This is a genomic window from Phyllobacterium sp. P30BS-XVII, from assembly GCF_014138335.1.
In the GTDB taxonomy this organism is placed as follows: domain Bacteria; phylum Pseudomonadota; class Alphaproteobacteria; order Rhizobiales; family Rhizobiaceae; genus Phyllobacterium; species Phyllobacterium meliloti.
Window position 1 is genome coordinate 25,629 of sequence record NZ_JACGXO010000002.1, and the last position, 19,723, is coordinate 45,351.

At 56.2% G+C, this 19,723-nt stretch carries 13 protein-coding genes and 1 tRNA gene; 8 read left to right on the forward strand and 6 right to left on the reverse strand.

What is annotated here, in order from left to right:
* The 3 genes from FHW17_RS06120 (at position 1) to FHW17_RS06130 (ending at position 5,119) form a co-directional block, all read left to right on the forward strand.
* Positions 1-3,006 (forward strand): sarcosine oxidase subunit alpha, encoded by a 3,006-nt coding sequence (locus tag FHW17_RS06120; RefSeq protein WP_113097706.1) that lies wholly within the window; start codon positions 1-3, stop codon positions 3,004-3,006.
* Positions 2,999-3,556, forward strand: a complete 558-nt coding sequence (locus tag FHW17_RS06125) for a sarcosine oxidase subunit gamma (protein WP_112528882.1) — start codon at positions 2,999-3,001, stop codon at positions 3,554-3,556. Before FHW17_RS06120 ends, FHW17_RS06125 begins: the two co-directional genes overlap by 8 nt.
* Before the next feature lie 384 nt (positions 3,557-3,940).
* Positions 3,941-5,119 carry an alpha/beta hydrolase gene (locus tag FHW17_RS06130; RefSeq protein WP_182509427.1) on the forward strand — a complete coding sequence of 393 codons (1,179 nt, stop codon included), beginning with the start codon at positions 3,941-3,943 and terminating at the stop codon, positions 5,117-5,119.
* 6 nt (positions 5,120-5,125) lie between these two features.
* On the opposite strand, the gene FHW17_RS06135 is transcribed toward FHW17_RS06130, so the two are convergent.
* The 3 genes from FHW17_RS06135 to FHW17_RS06145 all read right to left on the reverse strand — a co-directional run bounded on the left by FHW17_RS06135 (position 5,126) and on the right by FHW17_RS06145 (position 6,303).
* Positions 5,126-5,608, reverse strand: coding sequence for a MaoC family dehydratase (locus FHW17_RS06135; RefSeq protein ID WP_112528875.1), 483 nt, complete (start codon positions 5,606-5,608; stop codon positions 5,126-5,128).
* 155 nt (positions 5,609-5,763) lie between these two features.
* Positions 5,764-5,838 (reverse strand) — tRNA-Val (locus FHW17_RS06140).
* Positions 5,839-5,940: 102 nt separating this feature from the next.
* Entirely contained in the window at positions 5,941-6,303 is a 363-nt protein-coding gene (locus FHW17_RS06145; protein WP_091878276.1) for a response regulator, read from the reverse strand.
* Between the two features lie 273 nt (positions 6,304-6,576).
* Between FHW17_RS06145 and FHW17_RS06150 the strand changes: the two genes are divergently transcribed.
* Complete coding sequence (locus FHW17_RS06150; protein ID WP_112528873.1) at positions 6,577-7,467, forward strand: N-formylglutamate amidohydrolase; 891 nt, start codon at positions 6,577-6,579, stop codon at positions 7,465-7,467.
* Positions 7,468-7,717: 250 nt separating this feature from the next.
* A complete protein-coding gene (gene hisN, locus FHW17_RS06155) occupies positions 7,718-8,491 on the forward strand; it encodes a histidinol-phosphatase (protein ID WP_112528871.1) in 774 nt (257 codons plus the stop codon).
* Positions 8,492-8,498: 7 nt separating this feature from the next.
* On the opposite strand, the gene FHW17_RS06160 is transcribed toward hisN, so the two are convergent.
* Positions 8,499-9,476 carry an alpha/beta hydrolase gene (locus tag FHW17_RS06160; protein WP_112528869.1) on the reverse strand — a complete coding sequence of 326 codons (978 nt, stop codon included), beginning with the start codon at positions 9,474-9,476 and terminating at the stop codon, positions 8,499-8,501.
* Positions 9,477-9,914: 438 nt separating this feature from the next.
* On the opposite strand from FHW17_RS06160, the gene FHW17_RS06165 reads away from it, so the two are divergent.
* Positions 9,915-10,385 (forward strand): Hsp20 family protein, encoded by a 471-nt coding sequence (locus tag FHW17_RS06165; protein ID WP_091878269.1) that lies wholly within the window; start codon positions 9,915-9,917, stop codon positions 10,383-10,385.
* Between the two features lie 281 nt (positions 10,386-10,666).
* Here the strand turns inward: FHW17_RS06165 and FHW17_RS06170 are convergent, their stop codons facing one another.
* Positions 10,667-11,716 carry a low specificity L-threonine aldolase gene (locus FHW17_RS06170; protein WP_112528867.1) on the reverse strand — a complete coding sequence of 350 codons (1,050 nt, stop codon included), beginning with the start codon at positions 11,714-11,716 and terminating at the stop codon, positions 10,667-10,669.
* A 454-nt stretch (positions 11,717-12,170) separates the two neighbouring features.
* Between FHW17_RS06170 and gltB the strand changes: the two genes are divergently transcribed.
* Positions 12,171-16,889 carry a glutamate synthase large subunit gene (gene gltB / locus FHW17_RS06175; protein WP_112528865.1) on the forward strand — a complete coding sequence of 1,573 codons (4,719 nt, stop codon included), beginning with the start codon at positions 12,171-12,173 and terminating at the stop codon, positions 16,887-16,889.
* Positions 16,890-17,005: 116 nt separating this feature from the next.
* On the forward strand, positions 17,006-18,460 hold the full coding sequence (locus FHW17_RS06180; RefSeq protein ID WP_112528864.1) for a glutamate synthase subunit beta: 1,455 nt from the start codon (positions 17,006-17,008) through the stop codon (positions 18,458-18,460).
* Positions 18,461-18,505: 45 nt separating this feature from the next.
* Here the strand turns inward: FHW17_RS06180 and FHW17_RS06185 are convergent, their stop codons facing one another.
* Positions 18,506-19,714, reverse strand: coding sequence for a DUF459 domain-containing protein (locus FHW17_RS06185; protein ID WP_182509428.1), 1,209 nt, complete (start codon positions 19,712-19,714; stop codon positions 18,506-18,508).
* Positions 19,715-19,723: the final 9 nt, after the last annotated feature.

Below are 19,723 nucleotides of genomic sequence, written 5' to 3' on the forward strand. Positions count from 1 at the left end.
ATGAGCACCACATCCCATTCCGGAAGCAACCGTATCGCTGGCATTGGCCGTTTGACCCCGGCCAAGACCATTCGCTTCACCTTTGACGGACAGGCGCTGACTGGCCTTGAGGGTGACACGCTGGCATCGGCGCTGCTCGCCAATGGCATTCATCTGGTTGGCCGTTCGTTCAAATATCACCGTCCACGCGGCATCCTCTCCGCAGGCAGTGAAGAGCCGAATGCCCTTGTCGATATTGAGCGCGACAAGTCGCGCCAGCAACCGAATGTACGGGCGACCGTGCAGGAGATCTATGACGGGTTGAAGGTCAAGTCGCAGAACCGCTGGCCGTCGCTGACTTTTGACATTGGCGCGATCAACGATGTGTTCTCGCCGATGCTGCCCGCCGGCTTCTACTACAAGACTTTCATGTGGCCGAAGTTCGCGTGGAAGTCAATTTACGAGCCGAAGATTCGTGCTGCTGCCGGTCTTGGCGTTGTGCCCGGTGAAGCCGATACGGATCGCTATTCCAACCGCTTTGCCCATTGTGATGTGCTGGTGGTCGGCGGCGGTGCTGCTGGACTTGCTGCGGCACTCGCCGCTGCACAGACAGGTGCCAAGGTCATTATCTGCGACGAGCAGGCGGAAGCCGGTGGCGCGCTGCGCTATGAGATCGACGTTACCATTGATGGCAAGCCGGGCTATGACTGGGCCACGGAAACGCTGTCAACTCTGCGCGCCATGGAGAATGTCACCGTTCTCACCCGCACCACGGCCTTTGGTTATTACGCCCAGAATTTCGTCGGTCTGGTCGAGCGCATCAGCGATCATCTCAGCAATCCGGGTTCCGATTTGCCGCGTGAACGCCTGTGGCAGGTTCGTGCCAAGAAGGTTGTTCTGGCAACCGGCGCTATCGAGCGGCACATGGTGTTCGCCAACAATGATCGCCCCGGTATTCTGCTGGCGTCTGCGGCACGTATCTATCTCAACCAGTATGGTGTTGCTGTTGGCCGTAAGGTCGGTGTCTATACCGCCAATGATTCCGCCTATGCGGCGGCTATTGATCTCAAGCGGGCTGGCGTTGACGTTCCCGTTATTGTTGATACGCGTGACAATCCTTCTTCATCGATTATCGAAGAAGCCCGTTCGCTCGGCATTGATGTGCTTACCGGCCATGCGGTGTTTAGCGCTGGTGGCAAGCGCCGTGTTTCCTCCATCAGCATCCGTCCGAACAAGGGCGGTGCCGAGCGCAAGGTCGTGGTGGATGCACTGATCATGTCCGCTGGCTGGACGCCCTCGGTGCATCTGTTCTCGCAGTCGCGCGGCAAGGTGGCATGGGATGCCGCCAATGAGCGGTTCCTGCCCGGCACCTATGCACAGGATTGTGTGTCGGTTGGTGCCTGCAATGGCAGTGACGGATTGCAGGAAGCGCTGGACGAGGCAATCGCAGCTGGCAGTAAGCTCGCAGCGGAAACCGGCTTCAAGGGCAAGGCGAAGGCCGTCAAAGCGACCGGTGGCACGGACTGGATCATTGGCATGATCGGCTCTGCTCCGGGTGCCGGCGCGGATACGACGGTCAAGGCCTTTGTCGATTTCCAGAATGACGTGACCGCCAAGGACGTGCGCCTTGCCGTGCGCGAAGGCATGCACTCCATTGAGCACGTCAAACGTTTCACCACCAATGGCATGGCAACCGATCAGGGTAAAACCTCCAACCTGCACGGGTTGGCGATTGCCGCCGAAGCGCTCAATCGTCCGATCCCGGCGGTGGGCCTGACGACGTTCCGTGCGCCGTTTACGCCTGTCACCTTCGGTGCGATCGTCAATCATGCGCGCCATGACCTGTTCGATCCGACCCGCCGCACACCGATGCATGCATGGCATGCGGCTGAGGGTGCGGCCTTTGAGGATGTCGGGCAGTGGAAGCGTGCCTGGTATTATCCGCAGGCGGGCGAGGACATGCATGCGGCTGTTAATCGCGAATGCGTTGCGGTGCGTAATCAAGCCGGTATTTTCGATGCCTCGACGCTCGGCAAGATCGAAGTGGTTGGCCCTGACGCGGCGAAATTCCTTGAGCTGCTCTATACCAACCCATGGGAAAAGCTGGGTGTCGGCCGCCTGCGTTATGGCATTATGCTGCGCGAAGATGGCTTCATCTATGATGATGGTGTCGTTGGCCGCCTTGCCGAAGACCGATTCCATGTAACCACAACGACGGGCGGTGCGCCGCGTGTCATGCATCACATGGAAGATTATCTGCAGACCGAATTCCCGCATTTGAATGTCTGGCTGACCTCGACTACGGAGCAATGGGCTGTCATCGCCGTGCAGGGTCCAAAAGCGCGTGAAATCATCGCGCCGCTGGTGGAAGGCATCGATCTTTCCAATGAAGCCATGCCGCATATGAGCGTGCGCGAAGGCAAGATTTGCGGGGTGCCGACACGGCTGTTCCGCATGTCCTTCACCGGTGAAGCGGGCTTTGAAATCAACGTCCCTGCCGATTATGGTCAAGCTGTCTGGGAGGCCATTTACGAGCGCGGCAAGCCGCTTGGTCTGACACCGTACGGCACCGAAGCCATGCATATCCTGCGCGCCGAAAAAGGCTATATCATCGTCGGTCAGGACACGGATGGCACGGTGACACCACAGGATGCGGGCCTGACCTGGGCCATAGGCAAGAACAAGAAAGACTATGTCGGCATTCGTGGCCTTTTGCGCCGCGATCTGGTGGCTGATGGCCGCAAGCAGCTGGTGGGTTTGAAGACCAAGGATGCCCATGTGGTGCTGGAAGAGGGCGCGCAGATTGTTGCCAACCCCAACCAGCCGGTGCCGATGACAATGATCGGTCATGTGACATCGTCCTATTGGTCGGAAAATTGCGGACGGTCCATAGCGATGGGTCTGGTGATTGACGGAACAAAACGGCTCGGCGAAACGCTCTATGTGCCGATGCCCAATGGTGTGATTGAAGTGGAAGTGACCGGTACGGTGTTCTTCGACGAAAAGGGAGAACGGTTGAATGGTTGACCTTGCACAAACAGCAGCGCGTGCGCATCCGCTACAGACCGGTTATGCGGGCGTTAGCTCCGTATCGGTTGTTCTGGCTGATAATGCCACCCGTGTCTCGCTACGGGCCCGGCCCGATGCGGTGGCGGCCTTGTCCAAGGCGATTGGTTTGCCCTTGCCGGTGAAGTCAAAGACAACGTCGACACAGGGAAGTCGCACAGCGATGTGGATCGGCCCGGATGAATGGCTCATCATCGATGCTGATGGTAGCGCGCTGGTTGCCGACCTCGCCAAGGTGAAGGTGCTGCATTCGGCTGTGGATGTATCGCATCGCAATGTCGGGATCATTGTATCAGGCAAGGGTGCGGATGCTGTGGTCAATGGTGGCTGCCCGCAGGATTTGTCATTGAAAGCATTTCCCGTTGGCGCTGCCTCCCGCACGGTTCTCGGCAAGATCGAGATCGTCCTGTTGCGCACCGAGGAAAACACGTTCCACGTTGAGTGCTGGCGCTCATTCTCCGGCTATGCCTACAGTTTCCTGCAGGAATCAGCCCGGGATGTTGCTGTCTGAGAGGGGGACCGCAAGCCGTTGATTTTCAGTATGGTGCTGCGTGGTTCGTGGTTCGACAAGCTCACCATGAGGCCCTTCGACAGGCTCAGGATGAGGGGAGTTTTATTCTGCCCCGTACCCTGCAACTTTTTGATCTGCAATCTTTGCGATTGGCTTTGCATCCACACTCTCCCTCATGGTGAGCTTGTCGAACCACGAACCACGCACAGTTACAATCGCAATGAAAGCGCAATTTTTGCCGAATGCGCCCTATTTGACCGCTCCACATAATAATAGTGTACAGATTGCTCCCGGTGAGGCTGTCGATCACAATTGCGCCGTCCTTTGCCATAAAGAGGATGCCGGTGGCTGCCGATTCGCGCGGTCGCGTCGCGAGAGTGTTCGATGGCTGTCAAAAAGCGCCTTGTTATCAACTTCACAGGCTATGAAGGTCTGCACCCTGATGCGGTGCGCGGGCGCTATCTGAACTCTGCCGCTGATTTCAACAGTCTCTGGCATGCCAAAACCAAAGCCAGTCCCATGCTGCCGGAAGGGCCGAACATTGCTTCCATGCGGGTGGAAACATCTGGTGCGAACTGGGATGTCGAAACTGAATTCTGCCAATATGGCACGGCTGACGTGTTCGATGCCTATTCGGCGCGCAATGTTGTTGCGCGCTTTGCTACCGGGCTGATGGCGTTTCTCGATATTCTGCTCACAGGCACCTTCTGGCGGTATTTAAGAACCAGTTGGCGCTTCTGCATCTTCTTCATGTGGCCCTTTGTGCTCACCTGCTTCATTTCACTGGTAGCACTCCTCGTCGGTCTTGGACCATTGTTTGGTGGTTTCAGCTCCTATCATATGATCTGGACTGTTCCCCTCGCGCTCATCATGGCGCGGTTGCTGATCCGCTGGCCGGGCGAAAAGGTGTTCCTGTCCTATCTGCTTGATGACTGGGCGGCTGCTTCAGACCGGATTTATAGCCGCAACCCGGCATTGCTGGCGCGGCGTAAGGCCTATGCCGAGCATCTTACGCGGAAATTACAGGAAACCGATGCGGATGAGGTCGTGATCATCGGGCATAGTCTGGGTACGGTTCCAGCCGTGGAGGCGATCGCAGATGTCTGGCGCAGTGCGCCGCAACTCATCAAGCAGCAGCCGATTTCACTGCTTTCCATCGGCTCGTGCCTGCTGATGATTGCCTTTCACCCGCGTGCCACGCAATTGCGCGAGGATATCAGGGTCGTGTTGCAGGAAACGCCGGTTTTCTGGGCCGAATATCAGACGATTGCCGATATCGTCCATTTTTACAAATCCAACCCGGCGAAAGCGCTGGGGATTATCCCGCGCAATGAACCGATGATCCGGCGCATTCGCTTCAAGCATATTCACAGTGCCAAGCGTTATGCGCGGGCAAGGAAAAACTTCTTCAAGATGCATCTGCTGTTTTTGAAGGGGGCCCAGATCCGCAATCCTTACGATATGGGCATGTTCGTGCAGGGGCCGTTTGCTTTTCAGGCACTTGTCGAGAACGACAGCGCAGCACCGCTCGACGACGCAGGCCGCCTTGTCGAGGCAGCCTGAGCCAGATCAGTCGTCCATTTCAGGGGGATGTTCAAGAACAGCAATCGTCAGCCAGTTGGCGACCAGCGCCGGTTTGATCGAGCCTTCGATTTCAAGCGTTACTTCATAGTTGTTGAGCACGCGGCCGGAAGGACGGATATCCGCATCCACAAGCTTGAAGCGGGCACGCACCTGTTTGCCTGATTTGACCGGTGCCATGAAACGCACTTTGTCAAAACCGTAATTGATGCCCATGGTCGCGCCTTCGATCATCGGCAGAGCCTCATAGGCGAGCGTCGACAGAAGCGAGATTGTCAGAAAGCCGTGGGCAATGGTGCCGCCGAAAGGCGTTTCCGCCGCACGCTCCGGGTCCGTATGGATGAACTGGTGATCATCCGTCGCGTCGGCGAACTTATTGATCATATCCTGACTGACCACGCGCCATTCCGAGCAGCCCATTTCTGTACCGATACTGGCCTTCAACTGCTTGAGCGTGATCGGTTCTTTCATGGTTTCTGGGCTTTCCGAAAGTTTTGGGTCAGATCATGGATTTTGCTGTCGATAGACGTTTATGAGCCAAATGTCATCCCTTGCACCGCTAAACTGGAAAGCGGCTGCTGCTCAAGGCGGTTCGAAGCATCAAATTTATGAGGTGGAGGTTCGGATGGTGGGCGTGACAGGGATTGAACCTGTGACCCCTACGATGTCAACGTAGTGCTCTCCCGCTGAGCTACACGCCCATCCGACAGGGGCGCATACACCATATTGGTTTCAGTCCGTCAATAGCTGTTGGAAGAAGTTATCAGGCTTTCTTCAGCGGAGCGGGCGGATAGGGCCTTTGATCAGGCCGCTACCAGCATTTTTTCGATTTCATTGACCAGATCGCGCAGGTGGAAAGGCTTGGACAGCACTTTCGCATCCTTCGGGGCTTTCGAATCGGAGTTCAGCGCCACGGCGGCAAAGCCGGTGATGAACATGATCTTTAGATCCGGGTCGATTTCTGATGCGCGGCGTGCGAGTTCAATGCCGTCCATCTCAGGCATGACGATATCGGTGAGGAGCAGTGAAAACGGCTCTTCGCGCAATCTGTCATAGGCGCTGGCGCCATTGTCGAAAGGCGTGACGTGGTATCCTGCCTTCTCCAGCGCCTTCACGAGGAAGCGCCGCATGTCATTGTCATCTTCTGCTAGAAGGATTCTCTTCATCAGTCCGTCCGAATTTCTATCGCCTGATCATCCCCAGACAGGCGTCCCATCACAGTTAACAAGACGCTTTTTTGGTAAAGATCGCGTGAATGATTTGCGGAAAATACGGTGGAACCCCGGAAAAGTCGAGGAAGATCGCTGTTATGGCGACGAAGAATTCCGAAAGATCATTGGCGTTAGAAAAGTTCCGGTACTTTGACGGTTGAAGAATTCCCTCCGGAGCGAAGTTGCTCTAAAGTGCCTGTATATTCAAGCAAACCTTCGAAGTGAATAATGACCCTCGAGCGCGATTTCCCCGACAAGCTGCCCTATGAACTGCGCCGGCCGGCTGAACAGCGCATTCCCTTCGTTTTCAATTCGCCCCATAGCGGCCAGTTTTATCCGCCAGCCTTCCTGCGGCAATCACAGCTTGATGCGCAAACGATTCGCCGTTCGGAAGACTGTTTTGTCGATCAGCTGTTTGCCGCCAGCGTCATGCTGGGTGCGCCTTTGCTGGCTGCGCAATTCCCGCGCGCCTATCTCGATGTCAATCGCGAGCCCTATGAGCTTGATGCGAAAATGTTCTCCGATCCGCTGCCGCCCTACGCCAACGCAAGTTCTGCGCGGGTGGCCGGTGGGCTTGGCACCATTCCGCGGCTTGTCGGCGAAGGGCAGGAGATTTACGCGCAGAAATTGCCCGTCGAGGAAGCCCTTGGGCGTATCAACACAATCTACAAGCCATACCATGCGCTGCTTGCCGAGGTGCTGCTGGAAACACGCAGCCGCTTTGGCTACGGGGTGCTGGTTGATTGCCACTCGATGCCAACAGGCATTCGCTTCCCCGATAGCGGTTTACGGCCGGATTTCATCATTGGCGATCGTTTTGGCACCAGCTGCTCGCCGGAGCTGACCAATGCTGCAATCGATCTCTTGCGCGAAATGGGCTATGCGGTTGCCCATAACAAGCCTTATGCCGGGGGCTATATAACCGAACATTACGGGCGTCCGCTGAAGCGCTTCCATGCGTTGCAGATCGAGGTCAATCGCGGGCTCTATCTCAACGAGCACAATTATGAGCGCAAATCGGGATTTGACCAGCTGCAGCGGGATATCAGCCAGTTTCTGGCTGATCTGGTGTCGCTGCCGGATTTCCATTTCCTCGATGTTCCGCTTGCTGCGGAATAGCGCCGGGACGTCTCAACTGGCCTGAAAACAAAAAAAGACCGCGCAGGTGCGCGGTCCAAGTCTAGGGAGGAAACGCCCAAGGAGGGCATAGACAGGTCGCCCCGTCTATTAACCAATCTATGCTGCATCGCACAAAGGGTCAAGTAATTTGTGCGATTTTTTAAGCATGATATTTATGTGCCTAAAAAAAATGCAATAATTTAGCCGACAATGCAGTTAAATGAGAAAATTCTGATCGTGAGGAACCATTTTGGCCATTGAACTTTCGTTTTTACGGCAAATCGCGCAAGTTGCAGCCGAGCAGACACTGCCGCGTTTCCGCACCATTTCGTCCATCGACAACAAATATCAGGTCGGATTTGACCCGGTTACCGAGGCGGACAAGGAAGCTGAACGGGCGATTCGCGCATTGATAAACGCGGCCTATCCTGATCATGGCATCATGGGCGAGGAATTCGGTTCGGAAAATCTGGACGCCTCGCATGTCTGGGTCATCGATCCGATCGATGGCACACGGGCGTTTATCTCTGGTCTGCCGGTGTGGGGTACGCTTGCGGGCTTGACCGTCGATGGTGATGCGGTGGCCGGTGTCATGGCGCAGCCCTTTACCGGCGAGCTCTTCATGTGCGACGGCACAGCCTCCTATTATGAGGGGCCGGGCGGTCCTCGCCAGCTGAAAACCCGGCAAAATCCTGATATCGCGCAGGCGACGCTGTTCACCACGACACCCGCACTGTTCAAGGACAAGAAGCGCGAGGCCTATGACCGGGTTGAGCGCAGCGTGCGCATGCCGCGTTATGGTGCAGATTGCTATGGCTATGCCATGATTGCTGCCGGTTTCGTCGATCTGGTGGTGGAAACAGCCTTGCATCCCTACGATATTGTCGCGCTGGTGCCGATCATTGAAAAAGCCGGTGGGGTCATCACCAATTGGGACGGTGGCCCGGCAGAAAAGGCTGGCGATATCGTGGCGGCAGGTTCGAAAGAACTGCACGCGCAGGCGCTGGAACTGCTCAATCGTTGATAGCGGTCTAGGTCGCCTGTTCGTTTTCGGTTTCGGCTACATCACCGCCGGTTCCCGGAATGAAGGCATCGAAAGCCGCGAAAAACTGTTCGCGGTAAAAATCCTTTTCCTGAAGGATTTCATGTTTCGAGCCGTCAATGGTGATCAGCGTGGCGTTGCGCAATTGCAGGGCGAATCGTTCAATCGCCGGTGTGGATACGACCTGATCTGCACCGGCGGCCACAACCAGCGTCGGGATACGAATGGCCTCGATATAATCGGGCTGTGTCACCCGGCGGATCGCCTTGGCAACGGAGGCGATCCATCCGGCTGTTGGACCGCCAATGGCGAGTTCCGGCGCTACTTTGAGAATCTCGGTGTTGCGCAGGTAGCGGGCGGCATCGGATGTCACTTCATTGATGGCAAATGGCTTTATCGTGGGTTTGCCACCACGGATATAGACCCGGCCAAGACCGGTTGTCCGCAAGGTATTGGCGATGGCGCTCAACAGAATTTTGCCGAGGCGTCCGCCCCGCACGTCGAGAAGCGGTGTCATAAGCACCATGCGGCGGATGCGGTTTGCCAAGGCAGGGGCTGCGAGAAGCGCAATCAGTGCGCCGGTGGAATGGGCGAGAACATAGAACGGGCCACGGCAATCGGGCAAAAGCACGTTTTCGAACAGCAACTCCAGATCGGCGGCATAATGGTCGAAGCTTCTGACATGGCCGCGCGCCGGATCGCGCAACATCCGGCTTGATCCGCCTTGACCGCGCCAATCGAACGTGGCGACGGCAAAGCCGCGCTTGGTGATATCGCCGATGGTCTCGAAATATTTTTCAATACACTCGTTGCGGCCCTGCAGGATAAGCACTGTGCCTTGAACGGGGTGTGTTATGGCTGGGAAAATCGCGTAGCGCAGTTCCTTGCCGCCCTTGAGCGGCAATGTATCGACGCGTGCATCCTGCGGTGTCGGATTGGCGGGTGTTTCGACAAGCGGATGGGTCATTGGATACCGGTCAGTCCTCATCCCGCGCATGTGGGGTTCGCGCTGTGCATTTGCATCATTTGATAAAATGCACGGACATAAAGGTCAAACCGCGTTTGCGCAAAAAAATGACCGGAAACTCTTGGGAGGGTTTCCGGTCAGTACACTCCGGACGGAAGGGACGTTACATCCGGAACGATGGATGTGTTTATAGAAGGGGGCGTGTGAACGTATCCCGAAGAGCGCGTTCATATTGCGTTCATCGCCGCGACAGGGGCTTTATCTCTCTGAAAGCTGGAAATTGGTCTGATAAAAGGGGGTTGAAATGGCTTTGGCCCTTTACCAACTATCTATTGTGATCGCCATAACGGGATCACTGGTTCAGCGGGACTTGCCAATAAGGGAGTTTCTTCAGGAACCAGAATTACGCAACCTTGTCGCTCTAAAGGAGGGCTTACTATGCGTCACGTTGATTTTTCCCCACTCTATCGTTCGACCGTCGGTTTCGACCGGCTTTTCACTATTCTTGATTCGCTGGCCCAGCCAGATGGTGCTCAGACCTATCCGCCCTATAATATCGAGCGGACTGGCGAGAATGCCTATCGCATTACCATGGCTGTTGCCGGTTTCTCGGAAGATGAAATCCAGATCGAAGCCCATCGCAACCAGCTTAAAGTGACTGGCGAGAAGGGCACGGAAACCGCCGATGAGAATGCTGAAACGCTGTATCGTGGCATTGCTTCGCGCGCTTTCGAACGCCGCTTCCACCTTGCCGATTTCGTCGAAGTCAGTGGTGCCAGCCTGAAAAACGGCTTGCTGCACATTGATCTGAAGCGCGAAATCCCCGAGGAAATGAAGCCGCGCAAGATCGCTGTCACTGCCCTGTCTGAAAAGACAGCCAAGCAGATTGAAGCCAAAACTGCGAACTAAGCTTTAACGGCTAGAGTGGAAAAAGCGGCGCGATTGCGCCGCTTTTTTTATGGGGATGGTCATGATGCTGGAGATTGGTGCATGAATATTGGTGTGGTGCGTGGTTCGACATAACAACCATGAGGGAGAGTGGGGATGCAACGATAATCGCAAAGATTGCAGCGTAAAGGTTGCAGAACTTGGCTCCCTTTCATCATCCCTCTCCCTCATGGTTGTTATGTCGAACCACGCACCACGAACCCACACTCATGCAAATAAAAGGCACCATCTCTGCCGCTTGTTTATGCGATGAGATCGCCAAAGCGGCTGATATCTTCAGGCGTCGTGGCAAAGCTGGTGACGAAACGGGTGATTGTCTCGTCCTGTGCCAACAGGCCTTTTTCCGCATGGGGTGTGAACCAGTCGTAGAAAGCGGCACCCGATGATTGCAGCTTTGCCGATGTCTGCTTTTTCATGATCGCGAACACTTCATTGGCGCGGGGCTGCCAGGCAAGGCGCAGCTCCTTCGATGCGCTGATGCGTTTGGCAAGTTCCGCCGCCATGGAATTGGCGTGAGCAGCGGTTTCCAGCCAGAGCCCGTCAGCAAAATAGGCCTCAAACTGCGCGGCGATGAAGCGCGATTTCGAAAAGTTCTGGGCGGATCGCATACGGATATAGGGCATATCCTTTGCCTGTTCGGGATTCATGAAAACGAGCGCTTCGGCACACCAGCAGCCATTCTTGGTGCCCCCGAACGACAGGATATCGACACCCTGTTTCCAGGTCATCTCGGCAGGCGAGCATCCCAGCGATACAAGCGCATTGGCAAAGCGCGCGCCATCCATATGCAAAGGCAGACCGTTATCCTTGCAGACTGCGGAGATGGCCGCGATCTCATTCAATTCATAGATCGTCCCGCTTTCGGTCGATTGGGTGATTGAGACGCTCATGGGTTGGCCAGCGTGGACATGGCCGGGTGGAAAGCCGTTCATCGCCTCTTTGAGATTGGCAATATCAATACGGCCGGTTGCGCCATCCAAGGGCAGCACGCGCGCTCCGCCCGTGAAAAAGCTTGGCGCGCCTGCTTCGTCGGCAATCATGTGCGCTTCGCGATGGGCAAAGGTGATGCCGCCCGGTCTGGCGATGGCAGCTTGGCCAAGCGAATTGGCGGCAGTGCCGGTGCCGACAAAGAAAACCGCGACTTCCCGTTCAAAAATTGTGTTGAATGTCTCGTGGACAGACCGGTCGAGATCGCCGGTGCCATAGGCCGAAGCAAAACCGCCCGCGTGACGTGTCAGATTTTCGGCAATTTTCGGATGGGCACCGGCCCAATTATCGGATGCAAAATGCATGAAATGACCTCGGGGTATGGAATTGATATATCCACGCTTACGCTTTTCCTCCGTGACTGGAAAGGTGAGCGCGGTGCCTTTCTTGCCGGTGATTTTTAACTGGTCCGGCGGAACATTCTGTTTTCTCTCGCATATTTAGCGGAAAACGCCTGTTTCGAAATGAACGGCATAATTTTGCGACATTTAGCGCAAGGATATTTCGTCTCATGCGGTTATTTTTTGCTTTTCCATCTTGTTTGTTTGGAATTATTCTGGCATACGAGGATATGACAGCAATGCTGTCCTAATTTGCATGATCCCAAGGCGAGGATGGCAAGCAGGGTGCTTCCGTCCTCAAAACAGTGACTGCAGTTTGCAAACGGAAGATATGCCGCACCAGAGGGGACAGGAATATATGCTATTCCGTCCTGCGAGAAATTGACCGCCCCAAGGGGCTCATTTGGAGGAATGAACGATGTCGGATTTGACGCCATCTGTAACGACTGAACTTGCTCAGGCCGTACAGACTCGTGCGGTCAAAACCAATAAATCGTCAGGAATTCCCACCCGACAAGGCTTGTACGATCCGCGCAATGAACATGATGCCTGCGGCGTTGGCTTTGTTGCGCATATGAAGGGCGTGAAATCCCACAAGATCATTGAAGACGGGCTGTTCATGCTCGAAAACCTGACGCATCGCGGTGCTGTCGGCGCTGATCCGCTGATGGGCGATGGTGCGGGTATGCTTGTGCAGATTCCCGATGCGTTTTTCCGCGCGGAATGGGCCGAGAAGGGCGTTGAACTGCCTGCAGTCAATCATTATGCGGTCGGCTATCTCTTCATGCCGCAGGATGCCGAAGAGCGCGCGCATATTGAAACTGTCATCACCGAAGTCATTGCTTCGGAAGGTCAGACACTCATCGGCTTCCGCGATGTTCCTGTCGATAATTCATCGCTGTCAAAGGCCCCGCACATCGCTGCGACCGAGCCGTTTCATCGTCAGGTGTTTATCGGGCGCAACCCGAACATCGAGTCCAATGAGGATTTCGAAGGCCGACTGTTTATTCTGCGCAAGGTGATCTCGAACCGCATCTATCAGGAGAACGGTGGCAAGGAGAGCGACTTCTACGTCGTGTCCATGTCGGCGCGCACCATTGTCTACAAGGGCATGTTCCTCGCCTATCAGGTTGGTGCCTATTACAAGGATCTGAAGGACCCGCGCTTCGTCAGTGCCGTCGCGCTGGTGCATCAGCGGTTCTCGACGAACACGTTCCCGTCCTGGAAGCTGGCACATCCATACCGCATGGTTGCCCACAATGGTGAAATCAACACCCTGCGCGGCAACGTCAACTGGATGGCGGCGCGTCAGGCTTCGGTCGATTCGGAATTCTTCGGTAACGACATCTCCAAGCTCTGGCCGATTTCCTATGAAGGCCAGTCCGATACGGCCTGCTTCGACAATGCGCTGGAATTCCTGTTCCAGGGTGGTTATTCGCTCGCCCATTCGATGATGATGCTCATCCCCGAGGCATGGTCCGGCAACAAGCTGATGTCGGATGATCGCAAGGCGTTCTACGAATATCACGCGGCGCTGATGGAGCCATGGGATGGCCCTGCTGCGGTTGCCTTCACCGATGGCCGCCAGATTGGCGCGACGCTTGATCGTAACGGTCTGCGTCCGGCCCGCTATATCGTCACCGATGATGATTTCGTCATCATGGCGTCGGAAGCTGGTGTCTTGCCGGTGCCGGAGGAGAAGATCGTCAAGAAGTGGCGGCTCCAGCCGGGCCGTATGCTGTTGATCGACATGGAAAAGGGCGAGATCGTTTCTGATGACACGATCAAGTCCGAGATCGCCAACCGCCATCCCTACAAGACGTGGTTGAAGAACACGCAGCTTATTCTTGAAGAGTTGAGCCCGGTTGAACCGCGCGCACTGCGCAAGGATGTCAGCCTGCTCGATCGTCAGCAGTCCTTTGGCTATACGCAGGAAGACACCAAAATCCTGATGTCGCCAATGGCGACAACGGGTCAGGAAGCCATTGGCTCGATGGGTACGGATACGCCGATTTCGGCCATGTCCGACAAGTCGAAGATGCTTTACACCTATTTCAAGCAGAATTTTGCGCAAGTCACCAACCCGCCGATTGATCCAATCCGCGAAGAACTGGTGATGAGCCTTGTCTCGTTCATCGGGCCGCGCCCGAACATTTTCGATCTGGTTGGCTCCTCGCGCCGCAAGCGTCTGGAAGTGCGCCAGCCGATCCTGACCAATGGCGATCTGGAAAAAATCCGCTCCATTGGTCATACGGAAGATCGCTTCGATACGAAGACGCTGGATATCGCTTACAATGTTGTGGAAGGTGCCGCTGGTCTTGCCGGTGCGCTGGAGCGTCTGTGTGAGCGGGCGGAAGCGGCTGTTCATGGCGGCTATAACATCATCATTCTGTCTGACCGTCAGGTCGGGCCGGATCGCATACCAATTCCGGCGCTTCTGGCAACGGCAGCTGTCCACCATCACCTGATCCGCAAGGGCCAGCGCACATCGGTTGGCCTCGTCGTGGAATCCGGCGAACCGCGCGAAGTGCATCATTTCTGCTGCCTTGCCGGTTACGGTGCGGAAGCGATCAACCCCTATCTTGCCTTCGACACGCTGCTTGACATGCACAAGCGCGGCGAGTTTCCGCCTGAAGTGGACTCCAAGGAAGTTGTCTCGCGCTATATCAAGTCGATTGGCAAGGGCATTCTCAAGGTCATGTCCAAGATGGGCATTTCCACATACCAGTCCTATTGCGGCGCACAGATTTTCGATGCTGTTGGCCTGAAGTCTGAGTTTGTTGATCGTTTCTTCTTCGGAACAGCAACAACGATTGAAGGTGTGGGTCTGGAAGAAGTCGCCGAGGAAACGGTTCGCCGTCACCGCGATGCTTTCGGCAATGATCCTGTCCTCATCAACACATTGGAAGTGGGCGGTGAATATGCCTACCGCATGCGCGGCGAGGCACATCTCTGGTCGCCGGATGCGGTTGCGAAGTTGCAGCATGCGGTGCGCACGGAATCTGCCACGACCTTCACCGAATATTCCGATCTGGTGAACAGCGAGTCGGCACGGGCGCAGACCATTCGCGGTCTCTTCAAGATCAAGATGGCTGGCGATACCGGGCGCAAGCCCGTCTCCATCGATGATGTTGAACCGGCCAAGGACATCGTCAAGCGGTTCTCGACCGGTGCCATGTCATTCGGCTCGATCAGCCGTGAGGCACATACAACATTGGCCGTTGCCATGAACCGGATCGGCGGCAAGTCGAACACGGGCGAGGGCGGCGAGGAGCCGGATCGCTTCTATCCGCTGCCCGATGGTAAGCCAAATCCAGAACGCTCTGCGATCAAGCAGGTGGCGTCAGGGCGTTTTGGTGTGACGACGGAATATCTCGTCAACTCCGATATGATGCAGATCAAGGTCGCGCAGGGTGCAAAACCCGGCGAAGGCGGTCAGTTGCCCGGCCACAAGGTTGACGCGACAGTTGCCAAGACGCGTCACTCGACACCCGGTGTCGGTCTGATTTCGCCGCCGCCGCACCATGATATCTATTCCATCGAGGACTTGGCGCAGCTCATTTACGATCTGAAGAACGTCAATCCGGAAGCCGATGTTTCGGTCAAGCTGGTGTCGGAAGTGGGCGTCGGCACGGTTGCAGCCGGTGTTGCCAAGGCGCGTGCCGATCACATCACCATTTCAGGTTATGACGGCGGAACGGGTGCATCGCCACTGACATCGCTCAAGCATGCCGGTTCTCCGTGGGAGATGGGCCTTGCCGAGACACAGCAGACGCTGGTGCTCAACGGCCTGCGTTCGCGCATTGCGCTGCAGGTCGATGGTGGTCTGCGTACGGGCCGCGATGTGATCATCGGTGCTTTGCTTGGTGCTGACGAATTCGGCTTTTCCACTGCGCCGCTGATTTCCGCCGGTTGCATCATGATGCGCAAGTGCCATCTCAACACCTGTCCAGTGGGCGTGGCAACGCAGGACCCGGTCCTGCGCAAGCGTTTCAAGGGCACGCCTGAGCATGTCATCAACTTCTTCTTCTTTATGGCGGAAGAGGTGCGGCAATTCCTTGCCCAGATGGGCTATACCAAGGTGGAAGATATTGTCGGCAAGGCCGAACTTCTCGAAAAGCGCGAGATGATCGATCATTGGAAAGCCAAGGGGCTCGATTTCACCCGCATCTTCCATAAGCCGGAAGCGGCTGAGGAAAAGACGCGCTGGACCGAACGCCAGAACCATCCGATTGTCGATATTCTGGATCGCAAGCTGATCGAGCAGGCCAAGTCGGCGCTGGATAGCAAGATCCCGGTGAAGATCGAAATGCCGATCAAGAATGTGGATCGGTCTGCTGGTGCCATGCTTTCGGGCGAGGTTGCCAAGCGCTACCGGCATAAGGGACTGCCCGAGGACACGATCTCGGTTAAGTTCAACGGTACAGCCGGCCAGTCCTTCGCGGCATTCTTGGCGCGCGGTATTTCGTTTGAGCTTATCGGCGATGGCAATGATTATGTCGGCAAGGGCCTGTGTGGCGGACGCATCGTCATTCGCCCGCCGGATGATACGAAAATCGTGCCTGAAAACTCCATCATCGTCGGCAACACAGTGCTTTACGGTGCCATTGAAGGCGAAGCCTACTTCCGCGGTGTTGCGGGCGAGCGCTTTGCGGTGCGCAACTCCGGCGCCATTGCGGTGGTTGAAGGTACCGGCGATCATGGCTGCGAATACATGACCGGCGGTGTCGTCGTGGTTATCGGCCAGACGGGACGTAACTTCGCTGCTGGTATGTCTGGCGGTGTTGCCTATGTGCTTGATGAGGCCGGTGATTTTGCCCAGCGCTGCAACATGGCGATGGTTGAGCTGGAACCGGTGCCGGAAGAGGATGATATTCTCGAAAAACTGCACCATCACGGCGGCGATCTGGCCCATAAGGGCCGCGTCGATGTCTCTGGTAATATGACCCGACATGACGAGGAACGTCTCGTGCAGCTCATTTCGAACCACATGCATTACACGGGCTCGGGCCGGGCCAAGGAAATTCTCGACAATTGGGAAACCTTCCGGCCAAAATTCGTGAAAGTCATGCCGGTCGAATATCGCCGCGCGCTCGAAGATATGGAGCGCATGCGGATGGGTGTCGCAGCGGAATAAAATCAACGCACACCATGCTTCGAGCGTCATCAAAATGATGCTCGGCATGGGGTCCAAAGCTGCCCGGACCCAAGATTGGGAATGGGTGGTCCTCCAAGGGTGAGGGGAGCAGTTTTATGGGTAAGGTTACAGGTTTTCTAGAGATCGACCGGCAGGTCGGAAAGTATCAGCCAGCGTCTGACCGCATTCGCCATTTCCGCGAATTCACCATTCCCATGACCGATGGTGAAGTGAAGAAGCAGGCCGCGCGTTGTATGGATTGCGGCATTCCATTCTGCCATGGGCCGACGGGCTGTCCGGTTCATAACCAGATTCCTGACTGGAATGATCTCGTCTACAACGACAATTGGGATGAGGCGATCCGCAACCTGCATTCCACCAACAATTTCCCTGAATTCACTGGCCGCATTTGTCCTGCGCCTTGCGAGGAAGCCTGCACGCTCAATCTGGAAGACGTGCCAGTATCCATCAAGACGGTAGAACAGGCGATTTCCGACAAGGCCTATGAAAAGGGCTTGATCATTCCGCAGCCTGCGGCTTCCAAAACAGGCAAGAACGTTGCGATCATTGGGTCGGGTCCGGCAGGAATGGCCGCTGCGCAGCAGCTTGCCCGCGCTGGCCACGAAGTGCATGTCTATGAGCGTGAGAGCCGTGCCGGTGGCCTGCTGCGCTATGGTATTCCTGATTTCAAGATGGAAAAGCACTTCATCGATCGCCGCGTGGCGCAGATGGAAGGCGAGGGCGTTACCTTCTTCTATGGCGTCAATGTCGGTATCGACAAGCCGGTGCAGGAACTGCTCGATAGCTATGATGCGGTGCTTTATTGCGGCGGCGCGGAAACACCGCGCCCGGCGGGTATTCCGGGTGCCGAACTTGAAGGCGTGCATGACGCCATGAATTATCTCGTGCAGCAGAACCGCAGGGTTGGCCGCGAGAACATCGAATCGGTGGCGTGGCCGAGTGATCCAATCGTTGCTTCAGGCCGCCATGTGGTTGTGGTTGGCGGCGGCGATACGGCTTCGGATTGTGTTGGCACAGCGTTCCGTCAGGGCGCGGTAAAAGTCACGCAGCTTGATATCCGCCCGCAGCCGCCGGAGAAGGAAGACAAGCTGAGCGTCTGGCCCTATTGGGCGACGAAAATGCGCACATCCTCCTCGCAGGCAGAAGGTGCGGATCGTGAATTCCAGGTCGCGACACTTGAATTCATTGGCGAAAACGGCACGCTGACCCACGTCAAATGCTGTGAAGTCGATGAAGCGCGCAAGCCTATCGCCGGTACGGAGTTCTACATCAAGGCGGATCTGGCATTCATTGCCATCGGTTTCTCCGGTCCGTTCGAAACAAGCGTGGTCAAGGAACTCGGTGATGCGCTGGAAATGCGTGCGGATCGTCGCGGCAATCGTTCGCTTAGCGCCAATGACAAGGATTACCGCACCAGCGTCGACAAGCTTTTCACGGCAGGCGATATCCGCCGTGGCCAGTCGCTGGTTGTCTGGGCCATTCGTGAAGGCAGGCAGGCAGCGCAGTCCATCGATGAAGCGCTGATGGGTTCATCGGTTCTACCGCGATAGGCAGGATATTGACCCTTCCCTGAACGGGGGAGGGTCCGTCCATTGCTATTTCGTCGCCGCGTCTGGCTTTTTGGGCCAGGAATAATCATTGATGCGGCCCGGCTGGGCTTCCGGTGCCGATCCGTCGATCAGCAATTTGTCCTGCGCGGATTTATCGGCTGCTGTGCCTTTTGGAGCCGCGCCCAAAAGATCAGTTCCGCCATCCAGTTCCGGGTCACTGAGGCTAATTGGTGCAATGCGATCAATCTTCACGGGTGCCTGCGGTGTTTCAGGCAGTGCCTGTACTGGCGAACCGGGTTTGATCGCAGCAATGGCGGGTGAGGTCGCATTGCCAAGCATCTGCCGCAATGGTTTTTCCGCATAGAAGGCGAGCTTGCGCTTGCCTGCGGTGGTCAGCCCAACGCCGTCATTGTTGCGCAGGCGCGCGGTCTGGCCGGATACATCAAAACCCGACAGGGTAAAGCTGCCGCTCTGGTCGACAAACCCTTCCCAGACATCGACGAATTTACCTTCGGCCTTTTCGGTCGCGCTGCGATAAAGCTCGTTGAACGCAAGCAGGTCATTCGTCATGTTCTTGAATTTGAATGAGGGTTGCCCAACCCAGACGATGGGGTGGCCCGACTTCTTGACAGCTTCCAGAAATGCCTTGATCCGCGCCTGATATTGCTTGGCCCATTCCTCGCTTTGCAATGCTGGTCCATTGAGGAATTGCTGGCGGTCATTGGCGCCAATCATCACAACGACGACGGCTGGCTTTTCCGCATCAATCAGGCTGCCAATTGTGGCAGGCCAATCGCGGTGATCGCCGCGCACGAAGCCCGAGGAGCCATCGCTCTTGTCGACAACGCGAACGCCGGGCGAATCCATGAATGCCGCGTCAAGGCCTTCGGCAAGGCCACTGGCCATGAAGTCACCCACAACAAGAATGGTTTTGGCATCGGTGAGCTTTGAGGGAATGACGGGTTCGGCCGTTGGAGCCGTGTTTTCGCTCGCCGGTGCTGCCGGTTGTGGCTTGGGCCGTTCGGCCCGCTTGGTTGTGCGATTCTTTGGCTGGCGTATGGGCTTGTTGTTTTCGTCGAAAATCATCCGGTCAGTGTTTTCGCGATAGACCTCCCGGCGCTGACCAAACAGCATATCGAGCAGGGTGCGCTGCTGTGCGGCGGCAATATCGGTGAATACAAGTCCGCCTGCCGCACCGAGGGATATGGACACAACAAGGCAACGAATCAGAGCCGGTCGCTTCATTGTGTCCATTACAGTTCC

What these genes read in the sequence shown, in the direction of transcription:
- FHW17_RS06120 (WP_113097706.1), top strand. Translation starts at nt 1, where the DNA reads ATGAGCACCACATCCCATTCCGGAAGCAACCGTATCGCTGGCATTGGC.
- FHW17_RS06125 (WP_112528882.1), top strand. Translation starts at nt 2,999, where the DNA reads ATGGTTGACCTTGCACAAACAGCAGCGCGTGCGCATCCGCTACAGACC.
- FHW17_RS06130 (WP_182509427.1), top strand. Translation starts at nt 3,941, where the DNA reads ATGGCTGTCAAAAAGCGCCTTGTTATCAACTTCACAGGCTATGAAGGT.
- FHW17_RS06135 (WP_112528875.1), bottom strand. Translation starts at nt 5,608, where the DNA reads ATGAAAGAACCGATCACGCTCAAGCAGTTGAAGGCCAGTATCGGTACA.
- FHW17_RS06145 (WP_091878276.1), bottom strand. Translation starts at nt 6,303, where the DNA reads ATGAAGAGAATCCTTCTAGCAGAAGATGACAATGACATGCGGCGCTTC.
- FHW17_RS06150 (WP_112528873.1), top strand. Translation starts at nt 6,577, where the DNA reads ATGACCCTCGAGCGCGATTTCCCCGACAAGCTGCCCTATGAACTGCGC.
- FHW17_RS06160 (WP_112528869.1), bottom strand. Translation starts at nt 9,476, where the DNA reads ATGACCCATCCGCTTGTCGAAACACCCGCCAATCCGACACCGCAGGAT.
- FHW17_RS06165 (WP_091878269.1), top strand. Translation starts at nt 9,915, where the DNA reads ATGCGTCACGTTGATTTTTCCCCACTCTATCGTTCGACCGTCGGTTTC.
- FHW17_RS06170 (WP_112528867.1), bottom strand. Translation starts at nt 11,716, where the DNA reads ATGCATTTTGCATCCGATAATTGGGCCGGTGCCCATCCGAAAATTGCC.
- gltB (WP_112528865.1), top strand. Translation starts at nt 12,171, where the DNA reads ATGTCGGATTTGACGCCATCTGTAACGACTGAACTTGCTCAGGCCGTA.
- FHW17_RS06180 (WP_112528864.1), top strand. Translation starts at nt 17,006, where the DNA reads ATGGGTAAGGTTACAGGTTTTCTAGAGATCGACCGGCAGGTCGGAAAG.
- FHW17_RS06185 (WP_182509428.1), bottom strand. Translation starts at nt 19,714, where the DNA reads ATGGACACAATGAAGCGACCGGCTCTGATTCGTTGCCTTGTTGTGTCC.